The organism is Oceanihabitans sp. 2_MG-2023, assembly GCF_030547245.1.
Classification (GTDB): domain Bacteria; phylum Bacteroidota; class Bacteroidia; order Flavobacteriales; family Flavobacteriaceae; genus Oceanihabitans.
In genome coordinates this window covers 217,634-241,061 of sequence record NZ_JAUOQT010000005.1, presented here as the reverse complement: position 1 = coordinate 241,061, position 23,428 = coordinate 217,634, and the positions used below count along the sequence as shown (strand labels likewise).

Below are 23,428 nucleotides of genomic sequence, written 5' to 3'. Positions count from 1 at the left end.
TCCTTTTGTTTACATTAACTTAACATTTTTTTTTGAATCCTATTTTTTAATATTCATATCTTCAAATAAAATATAAGATTGTATGAAAAACGTAAAAATGGTTATTACAGATATGGATGGAACCTTACTAAACTCCAACCATGAAGTTAGTAGTAAGTTTTTCGAAATTTTTAAACAACTAAAAAAACAAAATATATTATTTGTTGCTGCAAGCGGAAGACCTTATTATAGTATTACTGAAAAGCTTAAAACTATAAAAGAAGACATTACTATAGTTGCAGAGAATGGCGGATTAGTTATAGAAAATGAAACATTACTGCTATCTAATGCTCTAAGTAATGAAAAAGTAAGCCAATTATTTAATATAGTAAATACTATAGAAAACACATATCCTCTTTTTTGCACCAAACATAAAGCGTATATTAAAAGAGCTTCTGATGAAATGATCCAGTTGTTTTCTGAATATTATTCGAATTACACAATCATTGATTCTATTAAAGAAATTAAAGAAGAGGTTATTAAAATAGCACTTTATCATCCAACAAGTTCAGAAGCCAACATCTACCCTTTTGTAAAAGATTTATCTCCAAAATATAATGTTGTGGTATCTGGAAATCACTGGGTAGATATATCGGATGCAATAACCAATAAAGGGCATGCCATACAATTTCTTCAAAAAAAACATAAAATAAGTACTGCCGAAACGATGGCATTTGGTGATTACAATAATGATTTTGAAATGCTTCAATGTGCAACTTATAGCTATGCTATGGAAAATGCGCATGATAACATTAAAGCCATTGCGAATTACCAGACTTCTAATAATGATGATTTTGGTGTGGAACGCATCCTTGAACAGCTAGTTATCAACAACATACAATACTAAATAGTCCTTTACGATTTAAATTATTCTCATACAATGCCCTCCCTTTATTTAGCATGTAAACTCTTAATAATTAAATGAATTGTATATTAATTATTTTTTTTCTAGCTTAGTCGTTAGCTATTAACTTATACTTAAATTTAAAATCATGAAGAACAAACTAACTATTCTTTTATTTTGTACGATTACTATTTCCATTTTTGCCCAAAACAAACCTAAGACGGGCCTTTTATTTGATGACGCATCTTATAATAAAACTCCAATGAAAGCTAGAAATGTAGCTTTTCAAGATGTTATAAGCGATCAAACAAGTTCTTCCTTAAAAGAGTTTGTTCCAGAAATTAAAAATCAAGGTGGATATGGCACATGTGTAGGATGGTCTTCTGCGTATTACGGTAGAACCATTTTAAATGCTAGAAGAAATGATCTTACTGCAAAAGAAGATATTAATAAGAACACCTACTCTCCTGTTTTTACTTATTTAAATTCTAATATTGATGATGATTATAATTGTCAAGGAGGAGCATATATAAACAGAGCATTAAAAGTAATGGTAGAAATGGGAACGCCTTTATTTAATGATTACGATGTTATGTGTGATTCGTCTATACCAGAAACTTTAATTAGCAAGGCTAAAGAAAATAAAATTAAAGATTTTACAAGATTATATGGTGATGGGGAAAGTAATCAAACTAAAATAGAATCTGTAAAAAGATCTTTAGTAAACGGAAATCCAGTAATTATTGGTTTTATGATCGAAAATTCCTTTTATACTGCGAAAACTGTTTTTGAACCAGAATATACTGAAACTACTGGTGGACATGCAATGTGTGTTATTGGATATGATGATGAAAAATACGGCGGTTCTTTTGAAATTGTAAATAGTTGGGGAAAACAATGGGGAAATGATGGTTTTATCTGGGTTAGATATGAAGATTTTGCCAATTTAACGAAGTATGCTTTTGAAATGATTCCGCAGAAAAAACCGATCAAACAAGAAAGAAATGTTTTATCAGGAGAATTAGATTTAGAATTATTTGATGGTTCTACAATGGATATTAATTTAGGTACTGGTGATTACAAAAAAAGTGTTCTAGGTTGGCAAGAGGTTGTTGTTGAAGAAGAAGTACAAAGTATTGGAGACTATACAACAAAAAACATTTACCCTGCTAACACCAAATATAGAATGTATGCCAAAGTAAATAAACCATCCTATGTCTATGTACTTGGTGCAGATAGCGAGGGGCAAAACGGCGTGTTATTTCCTCATAAAGAAGATGTTAGTCCATATATAAATTATGAGAACACCTCGGTTGTAATACCTGGAGAAAAACATTGGTTTAGACTTAATGGAGATATTGATTCTGATTATTCTATTGTAATTTTCTCTTTGGATAAAATAGACATGGATCAAGTAAAAAATAACCTAGATACTATGGAAGGGAATATTCTAGACAAACTCTATGTTATATTTAATGATAAACTAATAAGTAAAGACGATATAACTCTAAATACTGATAAAATAGGGTTTACTTCAGAGTTTACAGAAGGTAGTATTGCATTAATGATTTTGGATATAAAAAGAAGATAAGATGTTTAAAATCTTAAAAATAGTCTTGTTATCTATAGTGCTTTTAACTACTTACAACTGTAAAAGTAATAAGAATAAGCAAAGTGCTTTTAAGGCAAGTACACCCAATACTACTACCTTAAAAAGTTTATTGAACAATACTCCTATTTCAGTTTTAGAACAATCTAGTGAAATTTCGCTATACAAAATTGTACAAAAACCAATAGAAGGTTCTGAAGGAGAAACCTCTAACAAACTTGTTTTTCAAAAAAAACTAGATACTAAAGCAACCAACTTACTAGTTCAAAACATTCTTAATGATAATTCGTATGATTGGAAAAACTACTCTGAGAAATTAGAAATTAATCCTACAATACAATTTGTAGTTAAAAAAGATAATGAGTTTCTTAACCTAATATATGATCCTACATTGAAGCATATAGGCTTTATCAATCTAGAAGGTCAAAATATTATTCCTGTTTCTAATAAATTACATGATATGCTTTTGCAGCTTCAATAAACAAGGATTAAGTAAAAACAAAAAAACATCTATTTAATAGATGTTTTTTTGTTTTATAGTATGGAATAATAAAAGATAATAGTCTTTTAAAAAGGCTAAAGTTAATGCACGTAAATAATTCCTTCAGTAATTAAATGCTCTAATAGCACTTCTTTTCCTTCATCATCTAAATCATTTCCTAAATCTTTAACATTAAAATGCTCTTTAGAGGATATAATTTTAAATGTATTATAAACGTAATCTGGAAAAGAATGTTCTAACCCATTCGCTTTAATAATTAGCTCCTCTCCTATTACTTCATATTTAATTAATATATTTTTTCGAAGAGAAAAAGTACTCGTATGGTAATCTAATACGTTTTCATTTAGTGCATCAATTAATTCTAATTGACCAACTAATTTTGAAGGCATATGCTTTATTACATCATCTTCCATATCATTAATAATAGACTTCACATCTATGTTACTCTCTAAATCAGTAATCACTTGTTTAAAAGATTTGCTAATTTCTTCTTTGAGTTGCTCATTATTAATATACCCAAAAGGAAGATATTTTCTTAATTCAATATTATTAGTTGCAGCCTTTGTTATACTATTAGAAACTAATTTAAACATAGAAGTTCCCATGACTCCAAGAGTAATATGAATTGAAGAAGTATTCGTTGTTCTAGCATTATGCATAACACCACGTGGAATATATAGTAATTCTCCTTCTTTTAAAGTAATGTTTTGCTTTAAAACGGGGTTTAAATCCATTTCTGGGGTAAAATTTTGAGGTCCTTTTAATGGTAACTCTACTGGGTTATCATATATTTCCCATTCTTTAGATCCATGAACTTGTAGTACAATTACATCATGAGAATCATAGTGTGTATTAAAACCTTGCTTTTCTTTTGGAGTACAATATATATTTGTTTGATATCTATGGGAAGTTTCTTTAATTAAATTATCGCATAAATTCCCTAAAGACATTAAATAACTATTTAAACCAACAACATTAATTGTTGCACCTTCTGCATAAAACTTATACAGTTTTGGTAAGTTTATACTGTTATCTGTATGTAAATAATCCCGATGTTTAAAATCGATAGAAGTTCCAACAAGTTGAACATCTGGATATTTTACATTTTGTTCGTTTAAAAATAAATCGAAAACTTTTCTAGTTAATAAAGAATTATAATAACTAGAAGTTCTCGATTTATCTTGTTTAATATGCAAAACTTCTTTTTCAAAATAATCTGATAAAAAAGTTTCTTTTGTAATTGGATGAATTAACCAATCAAAATATTTTTTTTGAGGCATTCTATAATTTCCTGAAATTACAATTTATTAGCAGTCGTCTGAAAAAGAAGTTACATCGGCATCAGAGCTTGAACTTGCTGGGTCTGCTACAGTACTAGTGTCATTATCACAAGCTGCAGTTTCCTCACAAGCATATACAGAAGCCACTAGACCTAAAACTGCAAAAGTTTTAGCTACTGATTTTCCTGAAATACCCATGATTGATTTTGATTTTAATTGGTCTTTTTTTAATGATTTCATAAAAGTTTAGTTTAGTTTTTTTATTGATAATAGCATCGTTTGTAAATATAAAAAAAATATGAAACAATAAAATCAACAAAGTGTAATATTTTTTTTGCAGATAATATTATCTTTGTTTTACGCTATTAATAAATATTTTCTTAAAATACCCTATCAAAGTAACTATTATCATGAAAAATATTCTCTTACTCCTATTATTTATATCCTCCGTAGTTTTTTCACAAGATATCAAAATGTGTGGATATCAAGGTTATCAAAGTGTCGAAGAAGTTAAAAACGCCTGTGCACAGTATGGTTTCATGAGTAACCATGAAGCAGAAGCTGTTGTAGACGAAATTTTAGAACAAGTTGGACTGTACCGTAATTTTATGGTTCAAGAATGTCCCAATATAAATAATGCAATTGCTGCAACTGTACCTTCTGGACTAGGCAGTATGGAAAGATATATTCTTTATGATAAAGAATTTTTTGCGAAAGTAAATAACAAAACGAATACCGATTGGGGAGCTACAAGTATATTGGCTCATGAAATTGGACATCATTTAAATGGTCACACCCTTAAAGCTGGTGGTAGTACTCACAAAGTTGAACTACAGGCAGATGAATTTTCTGGTTTTGTTTTAGCAAAAATGGGTGCATCTTTAGAAGATACCCAAAAAGCAATTAATGAGCTTATTAGTGACACTCCTTCGTTAACACATCCAGCCAAAGAGTTAAGACTTGCATCTATAGAAAAAGGATGGTCTAAAGCTTCTGATGGAACAACCACTGAGGTAGTAAGATCTGTTAGTTCTTCTTCTTTTAAAACCGCAGAAAAACAATTTAGCGAAAAAAGTTTTGATGAAGCCTTGACTAGCTTTAAAAAAGCAGCAGATGAAGGTGTTAGCGATGCTAACTTTTATTTATCGAACATGTCTGTTATGGGCTTAGGTACTCCTATTGATAATGAAAAGGCATTTTTCTATGCATTAGAAGGACATAATGAAGGATCTGTAGCATCCTCTTTTCAATTAGCAAAACTATATATTAATGGTGTAGGCGTAACTGCAAACGAAGAAGAAGCAAAAAAAACATTTACGGAAGGTTTTCAAACTACATGGTTTACAAAACAATTTGAAAAAACAAAACTACCTATATATGCAAGTGCATTAAGTTATATGTATGAAAACGGTTTAGGTTTTGAAAAGAATAACGAACAAGCGGTTTATTGGATACAGAAAGCGGCAGAACTTGGTGATGTACTTTCGCAATTTAAGCTTGCCATGATTTATAAAAATGGAACAGACACAAAAACACAAAGTTTAGAAAAAGCAGTTTATTGGCTTAAAAAATCTTCTGAAAGTGATTATGCCATTGCACAAAATGAATTGGGTGTTATGTACTTTAATGGAATAGGTGTTTCTAAAAACTCTGAGAAAGCTGTAGCTCTTTTTAAAAAAGCAGCAGAGCAAGGAAATGAAAACGCACAATTTAATTATGGAAATGCTTTAGAAAATGGAATAAGTATTTCTAAAAATTTAGAGGAAGCATTTAATTGGTATGAAAAGTCTGCAAAAAAGAACAATACAAAAGCACAAAGTAGCTTAGGGATGATGTATTTTAATGGGAAAGGTACATCTATAGATCTTGAAGAGGCAGAATTTTGGTTTAAAAAAGCTTCCGAAAAAGGAGATGCTACCGCTCAAAGTGGTTTAGGTTTTATGTATGAAACAGGAACTGGATTAGATAAAAATATAGAATTAGCATATTCCTTATATGAACAAGCAGCTAAAAAAGGAGATGCTCATGCACAAAATAACTTAGCCAAATTTAATGAGAACGGAGTTGCAGTAACTAAAAATTTAGCCATTGCAGCAGAGTTGTATGAAAAAGCTGCTTTACAAAACTATACAGAAGCACAAACAAATACTGGTAGAATGTATCATTATGGTATTGGTGTGAATACGAATAAAAAACAAGCCATTTATTGGTATAATAAAGCTGTAGAAAAAGAAGATGTAAACGCACAATATTTACTTGGAGAGATGTATTCTGTAGATGCAGGACCAATATTAGACTACCAAACAGCTTTAAAATACTATTCGGCAGCTGCAAAACAAAACCATCCAGCAGCGCATTATAGAATTGGGACTATTTATCTTCAAGGAGATGGTGTAGATACCGATATGAAAAAAGTGTTAAATTGGTATATGCTTGGCGCCGAATTAAATGATTTAAATTGCCAGTATGCTCTTGGTTATATGTTTCAAGAAGGAGACAACGTAAAGCGAGATTACGAAAAAGCTTTATTCTATTTTAAACAAGCATCCAATCAAGGTCATAAAGAAAGTCAATCCTATTTAGGTAACCTTTTTGAACGTGGTAAAGGCACCGAAAAAAGTAAAAAGCAAGCAGTTTATTGGTATAGAAAAGCTGGGATGCAAGGGGATGAATTTGCGCTTAAAAGATTAAAAAAAATGGATCAACCATTAAACGTAAAGAACTAAAAAACTATCTTTCACAGAACCTAAATATTATATTTTGAATACTAGAAAACTACTATACAAAGATGCCTTCTTTTGTATGTTATTCTCCTTTTTCATGCTTTTTATAGTATCTTTTATAGTGATTAATATGTCTGTTTTTAATCCCTTTTCAAATGCATTTAAAGACTTTAGCTTTTTAGATATTTTTTACTCCGAAAAATTAGGAGATGATACTACTATTAACACAGATATTGTAATTATTAACATTGAACATTTAGACCGTTTTGAATTACAAGAATTATTACATAATGTTCAAAAAAGCAATCCTAAAGTTATTGGTATAGATGCCATTTTTAGACAACAAAAAGATGTATTTGTAGATTCTTTACTTGCTGTAGAATTAAATAAAGACAATGTTATAAATTCATATGCATTTTATGATAATGTTATTACTAAAAACCATAGTTCGATAACCAAAGTAAATGCACTTCACGGGTATTCTAATTTAAACTTTGACAAACAAAACAATGTTATTAGAAACTATCAAGGATTTAAAAAGCTAAACGATACTATTTACGAAGCTTTTTCAGCTGTAGTAGCAAAAAAGTATCTAGGTAATTTATGGGATTCTAGCTTAGAAAAAAAGTTAGTTAAAGAAATCCCTATTAAATATTATGGAGACTACAATAAATATCTAACCTACAGTTATTCTGAAATAATGGAATCAGAAAAAATTGATGCTCTAGATAATGCTATTGTATTGTTGGGTTATATAGGGCAACCTCTTGGTAATATTTATGATATTGAAGATAAACATTTTACACCTTTAAATAGTAGACCAATAGGCAAAAGTGCTCCAGATATGTTTGGTATAATAATTCAAGCCAACATAGTACAAATGCTAATTACTAATGATTTTATTTACTTAGTACCAAAGTACATCATTGCTCTTTTAACTATTATTATTACTTTTTTTGCTCTTGTATACTTTATTGCAAAAAGTGTGAAGTCTCCTGCCAAATACATGTTATTAAAAAAAGTAGTGCAATTGCTTTTTACCATTATTTTTATTTGGATTTCTTTATTCTTAATGAAAAAAAACATTTATTTAAAAGCTGCTCCAATTATAGCAATCATGTTACTTAGTGTAGAATTTATTGCACTTTATAAAATATTAACGAATTACCTAAACAAAAAATATTCATGGAAAAGTTACTTTTTTCAAAACTAATACTATTATTTATTAGCCTTATCTCCTTTGTTGGTTACAGTCAAGAATCCTATTTTGTATTTAAAAGTGTAGGTAATCCTTTATTAAATAGCGTAACCAAAGTAAAAAAGGGAAACAAACTTAAAACAGACGATATAATTCAGTTAAAACCAAATGACTCCTTATTAATTGTAGATGATAAGGGGAATTTATTTCAATTACCAAATAATAACTCTAGTAAGACAGAATACCCAATTACAGAAATCAACGACTATAAAGCAACTACAGATGTTTCTTCTTTTTCTAAAAAGTATTTGTCTTATGTTTGGAATCAATTTTCTAAAAAAGGGGATACAAAAGAACACACAGGTGTTGTTTATAGAAGCAGTTTAGACTCATTAATGTTAAATCCTGTAGATAGTATTAAAATTTATCGTCCAGAAATAGAATTTTCTTGGATACCGGAAAGTACAGGGAAACCCATGTACTTTTTATTACAAGAAAAAGGAGATTATGATTATGTTCATAAAATTGGAGTTACTGGCAACCACTTGGCCTTGTTTGTAGATAAAAAGCTATTAGTCCCTGGCAAAGAATATCTTTGGGCGATTTCAAATACGAAATACCCTAACCTAAATACTATAGACTTTTATAGTTTTACAATATTGGACAAAGACACTTTTGAAGTTGAAAAATCAAATCTTCAAGATTTAATTAGTGACCTTAAAAAATTAGGACTTTCTAAATTAGAGATTAAAACAATACTATGTAAAGATTATAAACTATGTTATTAAAACCTATGCCATCATAGATACTAAACTTGTTTTACAAATTTTGTTTAATTTTACCCTTTTACTACAATTTCATCTATTGCGAATTTAAATTCTTCCCAATCAATTAAACCATCTCCATCTTTATCGTAACCTTCTATTAGTTTTGAAGTGACTAAACCACGTATAAAACCATTTATTTCGGCTTCTTTTAATAGTTTCACTATTTCACTTTTTGCTAGCTTACCATCGCTATTTTTATCGAAAAAAGCAAAAGCAGCTTCTGGTGTATCAAAATTGTTTGTTATTAAAATTTGAATTTTATTTAGTATGATTTCTTTTGTTGCCATGATTATTTTTGTTTTCTAAATTTAAGAAATTTTCTTCGGTGTTGCGTTAAGGATTGTAGTGACATCCTTTTGCTTTTTTGCAAAAGATATAACGGAAAGCCTGCCAATATTTTTTTTAAAATATTGGAACGCCCAAATTATTTTAAGTCTTCTGTTTTTTCTTTTTAGCTGCCGGAAACAACACATTATTTAATATTAGTCGGTAACCTGGAGAGTTTGGATGCAAATCTAATTCGGTTTTTGGGTCTCCTACTCGATGCGTATAATCTTCTGGATCATGACCACCATAAAAGGTGAAAAACCCTTTCCCTTTTATACCATGAATGTATTTTGCTTCTCCATTGGTTTTATTTTCGCCCATAACCAATACGTTACTTTTAATTTCTTTGCGTGTAAAAGATGTGGTTTGCCCCATAAAACCTTTTACCAATGCGGTGTGGTTTTGACATAACATACTTGGAATTGGATCCCATTTTGCGGAATAATCCATGAGTGTAAAATAATCTACAGTTTTAGCTATTCTTCTTTTCTGGGTCATATCTATACTAGAAAACTCGTACACATTGGGGCTTTGTTCTAAAGTATAATCTTTAAAAGCAAAGGTTTTACTATAATCAATATTGTTTTGGTAATTGGCATCACTACCATCCCCATCAAACATGGGTTCGCAAATATCAATACCTTCTGCAGAAAGTGCAATATCGAAACTATCTGTAGCGCTGCACATAGCAAACATAAAACCGCCACCAATAACATAATCTCTAATTTTTAAGGAAACGGCTAATTTTTCTTGAGATACTTTATTGTAACCTAGTTTCGTTGCTAAAGCCTCTGCTTCCTTTTTTTCTTCAATATACCAAGCTGCAGTTCTGTATGCTCTATAAAATTTACCGTATTGTCCTGTAAAATCTTCGTGGTGCAAATGCAACCAATCGTATAATAAAAGGGCGTCGTTTAGCACTTCTTCATCATAGATAGTTTCATAAGGTATTTCGGCATAACTTAAAACCATTGTTACGGCATCGTCCCAAGGCAATTTTCCTCTTGGTGTGTATACTGCTATTTTTGGTGCTTTTTCTAACACGACAGCTTCCATATTTTTACTAGGGCTACTAATTTCTTGAAGAATACTTTCGGCTTTAGCGTTAGATAATATTTCGAACGAAACACCTCTAATTTGGCATTCGCGTTGAATTTCCTGACTATCTGGAACAAGAAAAGATCCACCTCTATAATTAAGCAACCATTTAACTTTTAGTTGTTTTTCTAAGGTCCAATAGGTAATTCCGTATGCTTTTAAATGGTTTTTTTGCGTTTCTGCATCCATTGGAATTAGGATGTAAGAAGCGTATGTTTGTGTTACTAAGAGTATTAGTAGAAGTGTTATTATTTTTTTCATTGTATGAAAGATACTCAAAAATTATTCCTTTTGTAACTGCATTAGTACAATTTTAACCAATTGCATATTTAATTAGTTTATTATAATGTGGTAAGCACTCTTTTAATAGTGGTTTTAAATGTTCTGGAAAGGTTTCTGTTTTAGGTTTATATTCTAAAAAACCTGTGGATTTATGGATACTTGTATACCAATATTTAGCCCAACTACCATCTTCTGGTCTTGCTCCAGCTTGCCAATGAAGCATTTGTTCATCAAATGGAATTCCTACAAATTCACATAATTTAGTTAATACTTTCTTAGGGTTTAATAATACTCGTTTAGAATCTAAAACAATTGGTTTTATGTTATTTGCTTCTAAATAATCTAATAACTCGGTGTGTTTTGCATAGCCAACATCTGCAATGCTAGGGTTTTTAATTACTTTATCAAACGACGGAAGCATTTCTAGAGGATCTCGAGTTAAAATAACATTATACACATTTTTTTCTTTCATAAAATCGCGATTAATATGCAATAAATGATGCGTCATGTTTTTAAAAAAGAAAACAGGTTTTTCATTATTTGTCATCATTTTAGAGAGTACTATATTACCATCCTTTTCTAAAGTATCTAAAATATCTTGTGTTCCTGGATGGTACTCTTTTGCATCTGTATTATTTAAATAATGTGCATACAAAGGCTCATCAACCACTTTAGTATCTTGTCTTTGTGCAAAACTATACATTAAAGTAGTAGAAATATTTCTTGGACCAGACCATAAACAAATGCGTTTCGTATTATCCATTTTTCACTTCTTTATCAATTAATTCATGATATAAGCCACTTAATTTTCTTGTAAAATCTCCAAACGACTTTTCACCAATTTTTCTACCATCAATATTAGTTACAGGAGTTAGCCCTCCAAAGGTTCCGGTAACAAAAGCTTCGTCTGCTCCATATACATCAAATAAAGAAAAATCTTTTTGGTGACACGCTATATTATTTAATTTACAAGCCTCTATAACTTTAGCTCTGGTGATTCCATTCATACAATATTGTCCAGTAGAAGTATATACTTCTTCATCTTTTACAATAAAAAAATTGGTGGCATTGCAGGTAGAAACAAAGCCATTTATATCTAACATTAAGGCTTCGTCTGCTCCCGCTTCAATAGCTTGAATAAGCGCCTGAACTTCATGCAATTTACTATGGCAATTTAATCTAGGGTCCAGATAGTCGGGAGAACCTCTACGAATTGTACTTGTAAATAGAGTTATACCTTTTTCTTTACTTTCTGGTGATGCTTTTTTGTATTCCGGTAAAATAACCACATTAGGTCCAGAAATAGTAAGTCTAGGGTCTTGCGATGGTGTTTTTTTAATTCCTCTAGTAATCATTATTCTAACATGCACATTGTCTTGCATATTATTTTTATGAAGTGTTTTCCAAACTTCCTCTACTAAACCTTCCTTGGTAAAAGGAAATTTCATACCAACACTTGCAGCAGATTGCCATAATCGATCTAAATGGTCTTTAAGAAAAACGAGCACTCCTTTGTGTAAACGAAGGGCTTCCCAAATACCATCGCCAACAAGATAACCACTATCTAGAACCGAAATTTTAGCATCTTCTCTTTGGAAGAATTCACCATTAATATAAACTTGAATATCTCTATTTCTGCTGTCTTCTACAGCATTATGTGTACCATGAACCATTAACTTATTGTCTTTTTATTTAAAGAAGTAAGGTAATAAAAATGAAGAAATTAATCTAAGAAATTAAATCGGAAATCTTTTTGGTACTAGGAAACTGTTCAAAAATAATTTTAAGAAAAACAGTAATAGGAATTGCCATAATAAGTCCTGGAATCCCCCAAAGAAATCCCCAAAACATTAACATTACTAATACTGTAATAATATTTATCGAGAAGGATTTACCCATAAAAACAGGTTCTAAAATCGCGCCAAACAATACTTGAACTCCAGAAATGGCTACTATAAAGAAAAATAAAGTACTAGTTGGATCTAGTTCTACAAATGCGAAAATAGAAAGCGCAATTACTGCGATAAAGGAACCTACCATTTGCACAAAGTTTATTACAAAGGCAAAAAGGCCCCAAAAAATAGGGAAACTAACATCAAAGAAATAACAAGCTAAACCTGTACCAACTCCTGTTAAAAAGCTTACCAGAAATTTTACTTTGATAAAGGTATTTAACTCTTTTTGTATTTTGCCATAAGCAAGTAAGGAGGTTCGTTTTTTCTTTAAAACCATTTTATTTAAAACGTCCTGCATATTAATTGATTCTGCTAATAAGAGAACTACAAAAAAAGCAGTCATGAGTAACATGGTGAAAAACTTACGTAAAAAGCCAACAGTAGTACCTATGTTTTCTTTTTCAATAAACTGAGATAAGAAATTTTTATCCTGTTGAAGCTCTAATCCAAAAGTATTTTCTAAATATAGCGCAGCATCACTAAGCTTTACTTCAGCTTTGTCAAAAAAGGCAGTATCGCTTGCCATTATTTGTTTGCTAGATAATTTTATTAACTCTACTCCTATTTTTAAACCTACTGCTATTAACAATAATACAATAAGAATACTTATAATTTTTGGAACTCTACGTTTACTTAACCAACGCATTACAGGTAAAAACAACAAAGCAATAAACATTGCAAAAACCAAAGGAATGAATATAAAAGATAATACTTTTAATAAATAAAACATTATTGGTATTACAATAATTAACAGTAGTATATTCGTAGTTCTGCGTTCGTTTAGCATGTAGGTTTTTGTTTAAAAAAATCGGCCTTTTTAAATTTAAAATGGCACATCATTATCGTCAAAATCATCAGGACCTCCAAATGCATCATTTGGTGATGGTAAATTTTCTGTTTTAAAAGTATCATCATTTGCAGCGGCATTCATTTTAGAATGAAATTCGAAAGGCGAATCAAAATCATCTAAATTATCGAACTTTCCTAGGTGTCCAATAAACTTTAAACGTATATTTTCTAGTCCACCATTTCTATGTTTTGCAATAATAAATTCGGCTTGTCCTTCGGTTGGAGAACGCTCTTCATCATCCCATTCGTCAATTTTATAATATTCTGGTCTGTAAATAAAACTTACAATATCTGCATCTTGTTCGATTGCTCCAGATTCACGTAAATCGGATAGCAATGGTCTTTTACTTCCTCCACGAGTTTCTACAGCACGTGAAAGTTGTGATAGTGCGATTACAGGCACCATTAATTCTTTAGCTAGTGCTTTCAGGTTTCTAGAAATCATCGAGATTTCTTGTTCCCTATTTCCACCATGACTTGGCCCACCAGTCATTAACTGCAAATAATCGATCATGATTAATTTAATACCATGTTGCGATGCCAAACGTCTAGCTTTTGCACGTAAATCGAAAATAGAAAGCGAAGGTGTATCGTCAATAAACAACGGTGCTTTTTCTAGACCTTTCACCTTAACGTTTAATTGTTCCCATTCGTGTTTTTCTAGTTTACCTGTTCTTAATTTTTCGGAAGAAAGTCCAGTTTCACTAGAAATTAAACGAGTAATTAATTGAACAGAAGCCATTTCTAAAGAGAAAAATGCAACGGGTACATTTTGATCTACAGCAATATTTCTAGCCATAGACAAGGTTAATGCTGTTTTACCCATACCAGGACGAGCTGCAACAATAATTAAATCGGAAGGTTGCCAACCAGAAGTAAGTTTATCTAATTTATTAAATCCAGTAGCAATACCACTTAATCCTTCTTGATTAGATATCTCTTCAATTTTCTTTTTTGCTTGAATTACTAAATCTTGAGCAGTTTCACTCGACTTTTTAATATTTCCTTGTGTTACTTCGTATAATTTAGACTCTGCTTTATCTAATAGATCAAAAACATCTTGAGTTTCATCATAGGAATCTTCAATGATCTCTGAAGAGATTTTTATTAAACTACGTTGAATAAATTTCTGTAAAATAATACGAGCATGAAACTCTATATGCGCAGAAGAAGACACTTTTTGCGTAAGCGATATTAGGTAAAAATCGCCACCAGATAGATCTAGCTTTCGATTTTTCTTTAATTGACTAGAAACGGTTAATAAGTCAATAGGTTCGCTATTTTCGAACAATTGAAAAATTGCTTCAAAAATATGTTGATGTGCTTCCTTGTAAAAAGCATCGGCACTTAAAATATCAATAACCTCATCTACCCCTTTTTTATCTATCATCATCGCACCAAGCACAACCTCTTCTAAATCAAGAGCTTGCGGAGGTATCTTGCCTCTTTCAAGATTAATTATTGTGCTTTTATCGACTGGATAGCCTTTTATTGGGTTTGGTTGCTTCATAGGAGCGAATGTAAATAAATTGTTAAGATAATTGTACGTATAAAGATAGTTCAATCTTCACAGGTAGTTAACATTTTAACTGTTAATAAGTAATAAAAATTGTTAATAAGCATAAAAAAAACTGAAGCGTAGTACTTCAGATTTTTTCATCAAGTGGGTTTATAAGGTTTAGCTTTTATAAACTCCCATATTTGCATACTTTTCCATGCGTTGGTTTACCAGATCTTTTGGTGATAAGTTTTTAAGTTCTTCAAAAGTTTTGAGAATTGCAGTACTTACCGAAGCGAACGTTTTTTCTCTATCCTGATGTGCTCCACCTAAAGGTTCTTTTATAATTTCGTCAACTATTTTAAGTTTTTTCATATCAGTTGCAGTAAGTTTCAAAGCATCTGCAGCTTGTTCTTTAAACTCCCAACTTCTCCATAAAATAGAAGAACAAGATTCTGGTGATATTACAGAGTACCAAGTATTTTCAAGCATTAGTACTTTATCACCTACACCAATACCTAATGCTCCACCAGAAGCACCTTCACCTATAACAATTGTTATAATTGGCACTTTTAGTCTTGTCATTTCCAGTATATTTCTAGCAATAGCTTCTCCTTGTCCTCGTTCTTCGGCTTCTAATCCAGGGTATGCCCCAGGAGTATCTAACAAAGTAACCACAGGAATACCGAATTTCTCGGCAGATTTCATTAGGCGCAATGCTTTTCTGTATCCTTCAGGATTTGCCATCCCAAAGTTTCTATATTGTCTTGTTTTAGTATTGAATCCTTTTTGTTGTCCTATAAACATAAAACTCTGGTCTCCAATTTTACCAAGACCACCAATCATTGCCTTATCGTCTTTAAAAGTTCTATCCCCGTGAAGCTCTAAAAAAGACTCCCCACAAAGCGCTTTAATATAATCTAAAGTATAAGGCCTGTTAGGATGACGTGACATTTGTACACGTTGCCATGGTGTTAAGTTTTTGTATATATCTTTTTTGGTAGCTAAAAGTTTTTTTTCAATTTGCTTGCAAGTTTCTGTAACATCCACTTCACTTTCTGTACCAATAACTTGGCATTTTTGCAATTGATCTTCTAATTCTTTTATTGGTAGTTCAAATTCTAAATATTCCATTTTTGAATTTAAGTTTAATTAATAGTTAGTGTACAAAATTACGTATTTTTTTGTTTACTCTTTTATCTTCTTTGCTTTTAAAGCTTTTCTATTTTTTAAAATCCCGTTAAGTAGCACTACTCCAAGAATTAAAGAAGCTCCATAATAAAAATTTGTTGTCATTTTTTCTTTTTCTGGAAAAAGTAAAACAGCTAATAAAATACCATAAATAGGTTCTAAATTATAGGTAAGAACGACAGTATATGGGCTTATATAGCGCATTACATACACAGAAGCTATAAATGCATAAGCAGTGCAAATAGATGCAAGAATAAATAAATATATATAATCGGATGTTGGTAATTGAAAAAAAGAAAGTGAAAAACCATCATAAAAGACCAATAGGAAAATGGTTATAAAAGCAACGCCACTAATAAATTCATAAAAAGAAATGCTAGTTGCTGAATATTTTTCTAAAAACTTTCCGTTAAGGACAGCAAACAATGAAGATAAAAAAGCAGAAGTAATACCTAGAATAATTCCGTTTAAATATTTCATTTCACTTTGTGTAATAATATACACTCCTAAAATTACAATAAATCCAAAAAGGATTTCATACCAAATAATTTTTCGTTTATAAATTATTGGTTCAATAAGAGAAGCAAAAAAGGCTCCTGTAGAGAACATTGCTAATGTTATAGAGATATTAGAAGCATCTATGGCTCCAAAAAAAGTAATCCAATGTAAGGCAATAATAATTCCAGCTATCGATAATTTTACTATCGCATTTAAGGAAAGTTTTATTTTCGTTTTAGAAACGGCAATATAAATACCAACTAATATACTTGCTATTAACATTCTAAACCAGACTAATGGCACAGAGCTAATACTTATTAGTTCTCCAAGTATTGCTGTAAAACCAGCTATAAAAACGAGGACATGTAAGTGTAGATAATTTTTTAGCTTATCGTTTAGCATTGTATAATAAATATATAGCTAAAATACCAAAGAGTATATTTGGAAACCAGACTGCCAATAATGGAGAGAAATCGGATTGTGCTGCCATAACTCCAAATATTTTATCAAAAAAGACAAAAATCATTGCTATACAAATACCAAAAGCAAGGTTTACTCCCATACCTCCACGGCGTTTAATAGACGATACTGCAACGGCAATAATGGTTAAAATAAATACCGATACTGGCAAGCTCCATTTTCTATATTTGACTAATTTATAACGCCCAATATTAGAAGAACCTCTTTTTTCTTCTTTAGCTATAAATTTAGTTAAATCTCCATAGGTTAGCGTTTCTGCAATATATTCTACAGGTGTTAAATCTTCTAAGTCAAAAGCAAACAAAGTATCTTTTCTTCTTTCTTTTTCAATAATATCTTCGTGTTCGCCTATGGTTCTTTTTAAATATTTAATCATTCTATAGGTAGAATCTTTTTCAATATATCGAATATTTTGTGCTTCCATTTTATAGATCATTTTATCATTTTCAAAATGTTCTAAAGTAAAATTGTGTCCTAGTTTTTCTTTAATGTTAAAACTACTTACATATATATAGTCATGATCATTAATCTGCCTATACACGTTTTTGGTATTTGCTGCACTTTTCCCTTTTTTAAAGTATTTAAAATCGAAGTCATTAAACCCCTTACTAGCTTCTGGAGCTAAATACAATCCTAAGATTAAAGCAAAAACGGCAACTATAGACGCACCAATTAAATAAGGTCTTAAAAACCTAGTAAAAGAAACCCCTGAGCTTAAAAAAGCAACGATTTCTGTATTATTAGCAAGTTTTGAAGTAAAAAAGATAACCGATAAAAATAAAAATAGCGGAAAAAGTAGATGCGCAAAATAGATTGTAAAATCTACAAAATAAAGTAACACTTCTCCAATTGGTACATCATTTTCAAGAATTTTACCAATCTTTTCGGCAAGATGCACCGTTATTCCTATAGGAATAAAAAGTAGCAACATCATAAAAAATGTTGACAAATAGCGTTTTAATATGTACCAATCCAGTATTTTCAATTTCCTATTGTCTTTTTTACAAACGTTTATCCATTTGTTTTACCATTTTATCTTTCCAGGCTCTAAAATCTCCTGCTAATATATGTTTTCTAGCTTCACGAACCAACCACATATAAAAACCTAAGTTATGAATGGTTGCTATTTGTTTTCCTAATAATTCGTTTACTGAAAATAAATGTTTCAAATATGCTTTACTATATTCGGTATCTACAAAGGTAATTCCCATTTCGTCAATTGGAGAAAAATCGTCTTTCCATTTGGCATTTTTCATATTCATAGTTCCGTGTGCAGTAAACAACATCCCATTTCTGGCGTTACGTGTTGGCATTACGCAGTCGAACATATCAATTCCTAAAGCAATATTTTCTAGAATATTAATTGGCGTACCAACCCCCATTAAATAACGCGGTTTATCTTCTGGTAGAATTTCGGTAACCACTTCAGTCATTGCATACATTTCATCAGCTGGCTCCCCTACAGACAGTCCTCCAATAGCATTTCCTTCTGCTCCTGCATTTGCTATATATTCGGCAGATTGACGACGTAAATCTTTATAGGTACTTCCTTGAACTATTGGAAAAAACGTTTGATTATAGTCGTATTTTAAGGGTGTTTTTTCTAAATGATTTATGCATCGATCTAACCAACGATGGGTCATGTGCATGGATCGTTTCGCATAGTTGTAATCGCAAGGATAAGGTGTGCATTCGTCGAAAGCCATAATAATATCTGCTCCAATGCTACGTTGAATTTCCATTACATTTTCTGGAGTAAACATGTGCATGGTTCCATCAATGTGCGATTTAAATTTAACACCTTCTTCCTTTATTTTTCTATTTGCAGAAAGAGAATATACTTGATAACCACCGGAATCTGTTAAGATATTTCTATCCCAATTCATAAATTTATGTAATCCTCCTGCTTTTTCTAAAATGCTTGTTTTAGGTCTTAAAAACAAATGATAGGTATTTCCTAAAATAATATCTGGATTTATATCATTTTTCAACTCCCTTTGATGCACTCCTTTTACAGAAGCTACTGTACCTACAGGCATAAATATTGGGGTTTCAATTACTCCATGATCGGTAGTCATTAATCCAGCTCTTGCACTACTTAGTGGATCTTTTGCTTTTAATTCAAATTTCATCTAAATATATTATGAATTGGCAAATATAATTAACTAAACAAGATACCTTCTTAAACATTTAATAAAATTACATTTTCTAGTACATTATAATCTTAAGAAAAGGCAAAGAAACATTTGTAAAAGAAAATAATTACTTTGTATCTTCGTTTTAATAAAAAATCAATAAAACAAATTATTATGAAAAATGTCTTAATTACATGTCTTTTGCTTTTTGCCTTTATCGTTAATTCAAGCGCACAACAAGGGTCTGGATTTGGTTTTAAAGCAGGTCTTAATTATAATGCAAATGGAAAGTATCTTGAATCTACTAAAACTACTTATGAAAATCCAGAAAGAAATGTTGGTTTTCATGTTGGTGTTTTTGGAAAAATAGATGGAAAAGTATTTTTTAAACCAGAGTTAGTATATACTAAAACAAAGAGTGAATATGATAGTGACGCATTTATTATGCAAAAACTAGACGCTCCTTTATTAGTTGGAGTGAAGTTTTTAAAGTTTTTTAATGCCTTTGGTGGACCATCCTTACAATATATTTTAGATACTGAATTTGATGGCATTACTATTAGTGAGGTTGAAAATGATTTTACAGTAGGTTTAAATTTTGGTTTTGGAGTAAGCTTTAATTCTATTGGAATTGATTTAAGATATGAAAGAGGTTTTAGTGAAAACGAAGCAACTTTTATTAGTAATAATGTTTTAGAGGGTGTTGATAGAATTGACACGAGACCAGACCAATTAATTTTAAGTGTTTCTATTCTATTATAATAAGAATCTAAACTAAAAAAAGCCACTTTCTTAGTAAGAAAGTGGCTTTTTTATTAAAGAAAAATTTTATTTAATCTTCTGGGTAGGTTTCGTCTAAATAATCTGCAGTACCATTACCGTTAGAGTCGGTAGCAACAAAAGTTTTTAATGTATACACTGTAGGTGTTGTAGCAGTATTTTTAGTGTATTCTACACTAATAAAAACTTCGTTTTCGTCAATTTCTGCACCATTTTCAAAATAATCATTTGCTTCTTCAGTAGATGCAAATGCTATCATATTATCATCAACGGTATATGATTTTATTGTAATTTCATCTATGGTATTAGTACCATCACCATCATCATCACCATCGAAAAAGTTAGGTGCAGTATCGTCATTTGTATCATCGTCAAAAACATCTGAGTTATTGTCTAAATCTTCTAAAAAAGAAGGAATACCATCATTATCATGATCAAGTAATACTCTATCTAAAACATTGAATTTAAAAATTAATGGCGTATAACTAGATACGTCCTCTAATACTTGATTAAAGTAAGCTAATCCCGACGGTAAAAAAGCTGCACCAATACCATGGTTATGGTAGTTTGAAGTTCCATCATTATTAGTATCAAAACTAGTAGCTGTTTTAAATTCAATTAAACTTTCCATAAATCCAGTAACAACACCTCCATTTAACACACTAGTAAGTTCAAAATTTATAGGGTTTATTGCATCATCAAAAACTATAGACTCTGTTGTACTACCTTCATAGGTTACAAAGACTTCATCTATAAAATGCACTTCATTCCCAAGGCCTTGTCTCATTTCTAAATAGTATAGTTTATAAAACAATCCTTCTTCACTAGGATCTTCAACAGTTTTAAACTTAAGCTGTGGCATATCAATTAAAGCGACTTCTGTAGAACCGGCTTCTAATTCACTAAAAACAATTTTAAAATCATCGTTATCAGGATTATATAGATTTACAAAATCAAATGGGTTATCTTCTAGGTTCAAGTAATGAGTTTCTAAAAACGTTTCTATTTCTAGTAAATCTTCAGCATAAACTTCTGTTCTATCTCTTGCAGGGACTGTTGTTGTACCGTCATCATCTGGAGTACAAGATGCAATTACAATCATTAATGCAAATACTATTAATGCTATTTTTCTTAATTTCATTGGTGCTTTTTTAACTTAATATAAAATATAATAGCCTTTTAGTTTTAAAAAAATTATCGAAAAACTGAAAGTTTATATTATTATTCCTATTTTTTTTAGCTTGCAAGATACAATTTTAAACTAATTTTGCGCAAGAACATTAACGTAGTTTTTTATAAAAAATTTTATGCGAATAGATAAATTTTTATGGTGTGTTAGGTATTACAAAACAAGAAGTATAGCAACAACTGCTTGTAAAAAAGGACATATTAAAGTTAATGGCGATACGGTAAAACCAAGTAGAGATGTGTATGCTACTGATGTCATTGAAGTACGAAAAAATCAAATTAACTACAAATTAAAAGTGAATGATATTCCACCAAATAGAATTGGAGCTAAACTAGTAGACATTTACAGAACAGATATTACGCCTAAAGAGGCTTTTGAAGCACAAGAACTTTTAAAATATTCTAAAGATTATTATAGAAAAAAAGGCACTGGAAGACCTACAAAAAAAGACAGAAGAGATATTGAAGATTATAATGAAGAAAATGAAGATTAAAATTATTACATTTAAATATTCTCCTTTATCTTTATAAAAACAACTTTAAAATAATGATTACAAAAAAAAATAGTATTCTAACTCACGAAGAAATTAATCATAAAATTAAACGAATTGCCTATCAAATTTATGAAAGTAATGTTAATGAAGAAGAAGTTGTTTTAGCTGGAATAGATAGTAATGGTTATATCCTTGCAAAAAAATTAAAAACTATTTTATCTAAAATCTCAACTATTAAACCTATACTCTGCAAGGTTATAATAGACAAAAAAAATCCTTTAAATACGATAAGCACTTCGATTTCGGCAAAAGAGTACACTAACAAATCTGTAATATTAATAGATGATGTATTAAATAGCGGAACCACTTTAGTCTATGGTGTTAAGCATTTTTTAGATGTGCCATTAAAACAGTTTAAAACTGCAGTTTTGGTGAATAGAAATCATAAAAAATATCCAGTAAAAGCAGATTTTAAAGGTATTTCCCTTTCTACTTCATTGCATGAACATATAGATGTTATTTTAGAAGGAAGTAATTTTGAAGCATTTTTAAAATAATTGCATCAAAATAGATTCTATTATTTCGTTCTCTGTTTTATTGGCATCAATAGTAAATTCTGCTTCAGAATAATATGCTAACCTTTCAAAAAGATGCTTCCCTATAAATTCCATTAACTCCTCTTTTGTTTTAAGATGAGAAATCACTGGTCTTTTATCGGTTTCATTTATTACCCTTTCTACTAAATTAGGTATAGAAACTTGTAAATAAATAGTTTTTACATTAGAAGTATTTAAAAGCAAATTCATGTTGTTAGCGTAACAAGGTGTACCTCCACCTAAACTAATTACTGCTTTTTTATTAGTTGCTATTACTTTTTTAAGACTTTCGTGCTCCATTTTTCTAAAATAGATTTCTCCTTTACGAGAAAACACATCGCTAATTGTAGCATTTTCTTCTTTTTCAATAAAATCATCTAAATCTATAAACTCATAATCTAGAATATTAGCTATTTTTTTTCCAAAATGAGATTTTCCTGAAGCCATATAGCCAAGTAAAACTATTATCATATTTTGTTATAAATTGATTATTAAAAACATACATTAATAAGGATACAAAAAAACAAAAAAACTTTAAAAATTTCTTAAAAAAACCATTGTTTTATTAATTAAACATTTTATATTTGCACCCGCTAACAACAATATATAAGTTGTTATTGAAATAATGACCTGGTAGCTCAGTTGGTAGAGCATCTCCCTTTTAAGGAGAGGGTCCTGGGTTCGAGCCCCAGCCCGGTCACTAAAAACCATTAATTTGTAAATTAGTGGTTTTTTTATTTAACTCTAAATGCTAGAGTATTATTTTCTTTTTTAATAACCATTATATATAAAATGGATATTAATAACGACCTGGTAGCTCAGTTGGTAGAGCATCTCCCTTTTAAGGAGAGGGTCCTGGGTTCGAGCCCCAGCCCGGTCACAAAAAAGTTAAGCATATGCTTAACTTTTTTTATTTATATTGCTTTTAAATTTTGCGCACGTGGCGGAATTGGTAGACGCGCTAGCTTGAGGGGTTAGTGTCCATTAGGACGTGGAAGTTCGAATCTTCTCGTGCGCACTTATAAAATTAACAGA

23 protein-coding genes and 3 tRNA genes are annotated in these 23,428 nt (G+C 30.4%); 12 read left to right on the top strand and 14 right to left on the bottom strand.

Annotated features, from left to right (window positions below; genetic code table 11):
* Positions 1–82 precede the first annotated feature (82 nt).
* The 3 genes from Q4512_RS12660 to Q4512_RS12650 all read left to right on the top strand — a co-directional run bounded on the left by Q4512_RS12660 (position 83) and on the right by Q4512_RS12650 (position 2,973).
* A complete protein-coding gene (locus Q4512_RS12660) occupies positions 83–886 on the top strand; it encodes an HAD family hydrolase (protein ID WP_303425279.1) in 804 nt (267 codons plus the stop codon).
* Between the two features lie 145 nt (positions 887–1,031).
* The gene (locus Q4512_RS12655) at positions 1,032–2,474 is read left to right on the top strand and encodes a C1 family peptidase (RefSeq protein ID WP_303425277.1); all 1,443 of its coding nucleotides are present in this window, start codon (positions 1,032–1,034) and stop codon (positions 2,472–2,474) included.
* Between the two features lies 1 nt (position 2,475).
* Positions 2,476–2,973 (top strand): hypothetical protein, encoded by a 498-nt coding sequence (locus Q4512_RS12650; protein ID WP_303425275.1) that lies wholly within the window; start codon positions 2,476–2,478, stop codon positions 2,971–2,973.
* Between the two features lie 101 nt (positions 2,974–3,074).
* Here Q4512_RS12650 and Q4512_RS12645 read toward each other — a convergent pair whose 3' ends face one another.
* Entirely contained in the window at positions 3,075–4,274 is a 1,200-nt protein-coding gene (locus tag Q4512_RS12645; protein WP_303425272.1) for a cupin domain-containing protein, read from the bottom strand.
* 27 nt (positions 4,275–4,301) lie between these two features.
* Positions 4,302–4,514, bottom strand: a complete 213-nt coding sequence (locus tag Q4512_RS12640; RefSeq protein ID WP_303425270.1) for a hypothetical protein — start codon at positions 4,512–4,514, stop codon at positions 4,302–4,304.
* Between the two features lie 170 nt (positions 4,515–4,684).
* Between Q4512_RS12640 and Q4512_RS12635 the strand changes: the two genes are divergently transcribed.
* Genes Q4512_RS12635 through Q4512_RS12625 form a run of 3 tightly spaced genes read left to right on the top strand, consistent with a single transcriptional unit; the run spans position 4,685 to position 8,983 of the window.
* Positions 4,685–7,000, top strand: coding sequence for a sel1 repeat family protein (locus Q4512_RS12635; protein ID WP_303425268.1), 2,316 nt, complete (start codon positions 4,685–4,687; stop codon positions 6,998–7,000).
* Between the two features lie 34 nt (positions 7,001–7,034).
* Entirely contained in the window at positions 7,035–8,210 is a 1,176-nt protein-coding gene (locus tag Q4512_RS12630; RefSeq protein ID WP_303425266.1) for a CHASE2 domain-containing protein, read from the top strand.
* On the top strand, positions 8,183–8,983 hold the full coding sequence (locus tag Q4512_RS12625; protein WP_303425264.1) for a hypothetical protein: 801 nt from the start codon (positions 8,183–8,185) through the stop codon (positions 8,981–8,983). The genes Q4512_RS12630 and Q4512_RS12625 overlap by 28 nt, the downstream gene beginning before the upstream one ends.
* Before the next feature lie 50 nt (positions 8,984–9,033).
* On the opposite strand, the gene Q4512_RS12620 is transcribed toward Q4512_RS12625, so the two are convergent.
* The 10 genes from Q4512_RS12620 to tgt form a co-directional block, all read right to left on the bottom strand.
* The gene (locus tag Q4512_RS12620) at positions 9,034–9,309 is read right to left on the bottom strand and encodes an EF-hand domain-containing protein (RefSeq protein ID WP_303425261.1); all 276 of its coding nucleotides are present in this window, start codon (positions 9,307–9,309) and stop codon (positions 9,034–9,036) included.
* Positions 9,310–9,451: 142 nt separating this feature from the next.
* Positions 9,452–10,708: an asparagine synthetase B gene (locus Q4512_RS12615; RefSeq protein WP_303425258.1), complete on the bottom strand. Its 1,257-nt coding sequence runs from the start codon at positions 10,706–10,708 to the stop codon at positions 9,452–9,454.
* Between the two features lie 52 nt (positions 10,709–10,760).
* Positions 10,761–11,492, bottom strand: coding sequence for a sulfotransferase family protein (locus Q4512_RS12610; RefSeq protein WP_303425256.1), 732 nt, complete (start codon positions 11,490–11,492; stop codon positions 10,761–10,763).
* Complete coding sequence (locus Q4512_RS12605; RefSeq protein ID WP_303425253.1) at positions 11,485–12,402, bottom strand: aminotransferase class IV; 918 nt, start codon at positions 12,400–12,402, stop codon at positions 11,485–11,487. The genes Q4512_RS12610 and Q4512_RS12605 overlap by 8 nt, the downstream gene beginning before the upstream one ends.
* Positions 12,403–12,457: 55 nt before the next feature.
* Positions 12,458–13,471 (bottom strand): AI-2E family transporter, encoded by a 1,014-nt coding sequence (locus tag Q4512_RS12600; protein ID WP_303425250.1) that lies wholly within the window; start codon positions 13,469–13,471, stop codon positions 12,458–12,460.
* A gap of 36 nt (positions 13,472–13,507) precedes the next feature.
* Positions 13,508–15,043, bottom strand: coding sequence for a replicative DNA helicase (gene dnaB, locus Q4512_RS12595; protein WP_303425247.1), 1,536 nt, complete (start codon positions 15,041–15,043; stop codon positions 13,508–13,510).
* Positions 15,044–15,211: 168 nt separating this feature from the next.
* Positions 15,212–16,165 (bottom strand): acetyl-CoA carboxylase carboxyltransferase subunit alpha, encoded by a 954-nt coding sequence (locus Q4512_RS12590; protein WP_303425244.1) that lies wholly within the window; start codon positions 16,163–16,165, stop codon positions 15,212–15,214.
* A 54-nt stretch (positions 16,166–16,219) separates the two neighbouring features.
* Positions 16,220–17,122 carry a DMT family transporter gene (locus tag Q4512_RS12585; protein WP_303425242.1) on the bottom strand — a complete coding sequence of 301 codons (903 nt, stop codon included), beginning with the start codon at positions 17,120–17,122 and terminating at the stop codon, positions 16,220–16,222.
* Positions 17,109–18,185 (bottom strand): LptF/LptG family permease, encoded by a 1,077-nt coding sequence (locus Q4512_RS12580; protein ID WP_303425240.1) that lies wholly within the window; start codon positions 18,183–18,185, stop codon positions 17,109–17,111. The genes Q4512_RS12585 and Q4512_RS12580 overlap by 14 nt, the downstream gene beginning before the upstream one ends.
* 16 nt (positions 18,186–18,201) lie before the next feature.
* Positions 18,202–19,332 carry a tRNA guanosine(34) transglycosylase Tgt gene (tgt, locus tag Q4512_RS12575; protein ID WP_303425238.1) on the bottom strand — a complete coding sequence of 377 codons (1,131 nt, stop codon included), beginning with the start codon at positions 19,330–19,332 and terminating at the stop codon, positions 18,202–18,204.
* A 177-nt stretch (positions 19,333–19,509) separates the two neighbouring features.
* Here tgt and Q4512_RS12570 point away from each other — a divergent pair, with 177 nt between their 5' ends.
* Positions 19,510–20,097 carry an outer membrane beta-barrel protein gene (locus Q4512_RS12570; RefSeq protein WP_303425235.1) on the top strand — a complete coding sequence of 196 codons (588 nt, stop codon included), beginning with the start codon at positions 19,510–19,512 and terminating at the stop codon, positions 20,095–20,097.
* A gap of 70 nt (positions 20,098–20,167) precedes the next feature.
* On the opposite strand, the gene Q4512_RS12565 is transcribed toward Q4512_RS12570, so the two are convergent.
* Positions 20,168–21,256 carry an FKBP-type peptidyl-prolyl cis-trans isomerase gene (locus tag Q4512_RS12565; protein WP_303425232.1) on the bottom strand — a complete coding sequence of 363 codons (1,089 nt, stop codon included), beginning with the start codon at positions 21,254–21,256 and terminating at the stop codon, positions 20,168–20,170.
* Positions 21,257–21,422: 166 nt separating this feature from the next.
* Between Q4512_RS12565 and Q4512_RS12560 the strand changes: the two genes are divergently transcribed.
* A complete protein-coding gene (locus tag Q4512_RS12560) occupies positions 21,423–21,797 on the top strand; it encodes an RNA-binding S4 domain-containing protein (RefSeq protein ID WP_303425229.1) in 375 nt (124 codons plus the stop codon).
* Positions 21,798–21,850: 53 nt separating this feature from the next.
* Positions 21,851–22,354: a phosphoribosyltransferase family protein gene (locus Q4512_RS12555; RefSeq protein ID WP_303425227.1), complete on the top strand. Its 504-nt coding sequence runs from the start codon at positions 21,851–21,853 to the stop codon at positions 22,352–22,354.
* Here the strand turns inward: Q4512_RS12555 and Q4512_RS12550 are convergent.
* On the bottom strand, positions 22,346–22,864 hold the full coding sequence (locus Q4512_RS12550) for a shikimate kinase (RefSeq protein WP_303425225.1): 519 nt from the start codon (positions 22,862–22,864) through the stop codon (positions 22,346–22,348). The genes Q4512_RS12555 and Q4512_RS12550 overlap by 9 nt on opposite strands.
* Positions 22,865–23,020: 156 nt before the next feature.
* On the opposite strand from Q4512_RS12550, the gene Q4512_RS12545 reads away from it, so the two are divergent.
* From Q4512_RS12545 to Q4512_RS12535, 3 genes are all read left to right on the top strand, one after another.
* A tRNA-Lys gene (locus tag Q4512_RS12545) sits at positions 23,021–23,093 on the top strand.
* Between the two features lie 107 nt (positions 23,094–23,200).
* A tRNA-Lys gene (locus tag Q4512_RS12540) sits at positions 23,201–23,273 on the top strand.
* Positions 23,274–23,327: 54 nt separating this feature from the next.
* Positions 23,328–23,411, top strand: a tRNA-Leu gene (locus tag Q4512_RS12535).
* Positions 23,412–23,428 lie beyond the last annotated feature (17 nt).

Excerpts from the sequence above, each read along its gene's own strand:
- Q4512_RS12625 (WP_303425264.1), top strand. The coding sequence starts at position 8,183 with ATGGAAAAGTTACTTTTTTCAAAACTAATACTATTATTTATTAGCCTT.
- Q4512_RS12590 (WP_303425244.1), bottom strand. The coding sequence starts at position 16,165 with ATGGAATATTTAGAATTTGAACTACCAATAAAAGAATTAGAAGATCAA.
- Q4512_RS12605 (WP_303425253.1), bottom strand. The coding sequence starts at position 12,402 with ATGGTTCATGGTACACATAATGCTGTAGAAGACAGCAGAAATAGAGAT.
- Q4512_RS12660 (WP_303425279.1), top strand. The coding sequence starts at position 83 with ATGAAAAACGTAAAAATGGTTATTACAGATATGGATGGAACCTTACTA.
- Q4512_RS12550 (WP_303425225.1), bottom strand. The coding sequence starts at position 22,864 with ATGATAATAGTTTTACTTGGCTATATGGCTTCAGGAAAATCTCATTTT.
- Q4512_RS12620 (WP_303425261.1), bottom strand. The coding sequence starts at position 9,309 with ATGGCAACAAAAGAAATCATACTAAATAAAATTCAAATTTTAATAACA.
- Q4512_RS12610 (WP_303425256.1), bottom strand. The coding sequence starts at position 11,492 with ATGGATAATACGAAACGCATTTGTTTATGGTCTGGTCCAAGAAATATT.
- Q4512_RS12600 (WP_303425250.1), bottom strand. The coding sequence starts at position 13,471 with ATGCTAAACGAACGCAGAACTACGAATATACTACTGTTAATTATTGTA.
- Q4512_RS12555 (WP_303425227.1), top strand. The coding sequence starts at position 21,851 with ATGATTACAAAAAAAAATAGTATTCTAACTCACGAAGAAATTAATCAT.
- Q4512_RS12560 (WP_303425229.1), top strand. The coding sequence starts at position 21,423 with ATGCGAATAGATAAATTTTTATGGTGTGTTAGGTATTACAAAACAAGA.
- tgt (WP_303425238.1), bottom strand. The coding sequence starts at position 19,332 with ATGAAATTTGAATTAAAAGCAAAAGATCCACTAAGTAGTGCAAGAGCT.
- Q4512_RS12650 (WP_303425275.1), top strand. The coding sequence starts at position 2,476 with ATGTTTAAAATCTTAAAAATAGTCTTGTTATCTATAGTGCTTTTAACT.
- Q4512_RS12640 (WP_303425270.1), bottom strand. The coding sequence starts at position 4,514 with ATGAAATCATTAAAAAAAGACCAATTAAAATCAAAATCAATCATGGGT.
- Q4512_RS12615 (WP_303425258.1), bottom strand. The coding sequence starts at position 10,708 with ATGAAAAAAATAATAACACTTCTACTAATACTCTTAGTAACACAAACA.
- dnaB (WP_303425247.1), bottom strand. The coding sequence starts at position 15,043 with ATGAAGCAACCAAACCCAATAAAAGGCTATCCAGTCGATAAAAGCACA.
- Q4512_RS12570 (WP_303425235.1), top strand. The coding sequence starts at position 19,510 with ATGAAAAATGTCTTAATTACATGTCTTTTGCTTTTTGCCTTTATCGTT.
- Q4512_RS12655 (WP_303425277.1), top strand. The coding sequence starts at position 1,032 with ATGAAGAACAAACTAACTATTCTTTTATTTTGTACGATTACTATTTCC.
- Q4512_RS12585 (WP_303425242.1), bottom strand. The coding sequence starts at position 17,122 with ATGCTAAACGATAAGCTAAAAAATTATCTACACTTACATGTCCTCGTT.
- Q4512_RS12565 (WP_303425232.1), bottom strand. The coding sequence starts at position 21,256 with ATGAAATTAAGAAAAATAGCATTAATAGTATTTGCATTAATGATTGTA.
- Q4512_RS12645 (WP_303425272.1), bottom strand. The coding sequence starts at position 4,274 with ATGCCTCAAAAAAAATATTTTGATTGGTTAATTCATCCAATTACAAAA.
- Q4512_RS12635 (WP_303425268.1), top strand. The coding sequence starts at position 4,685 with ATGAAAAATATTCTCTTACTCCTATTATTTATATCCTCCGTAGTTTTT.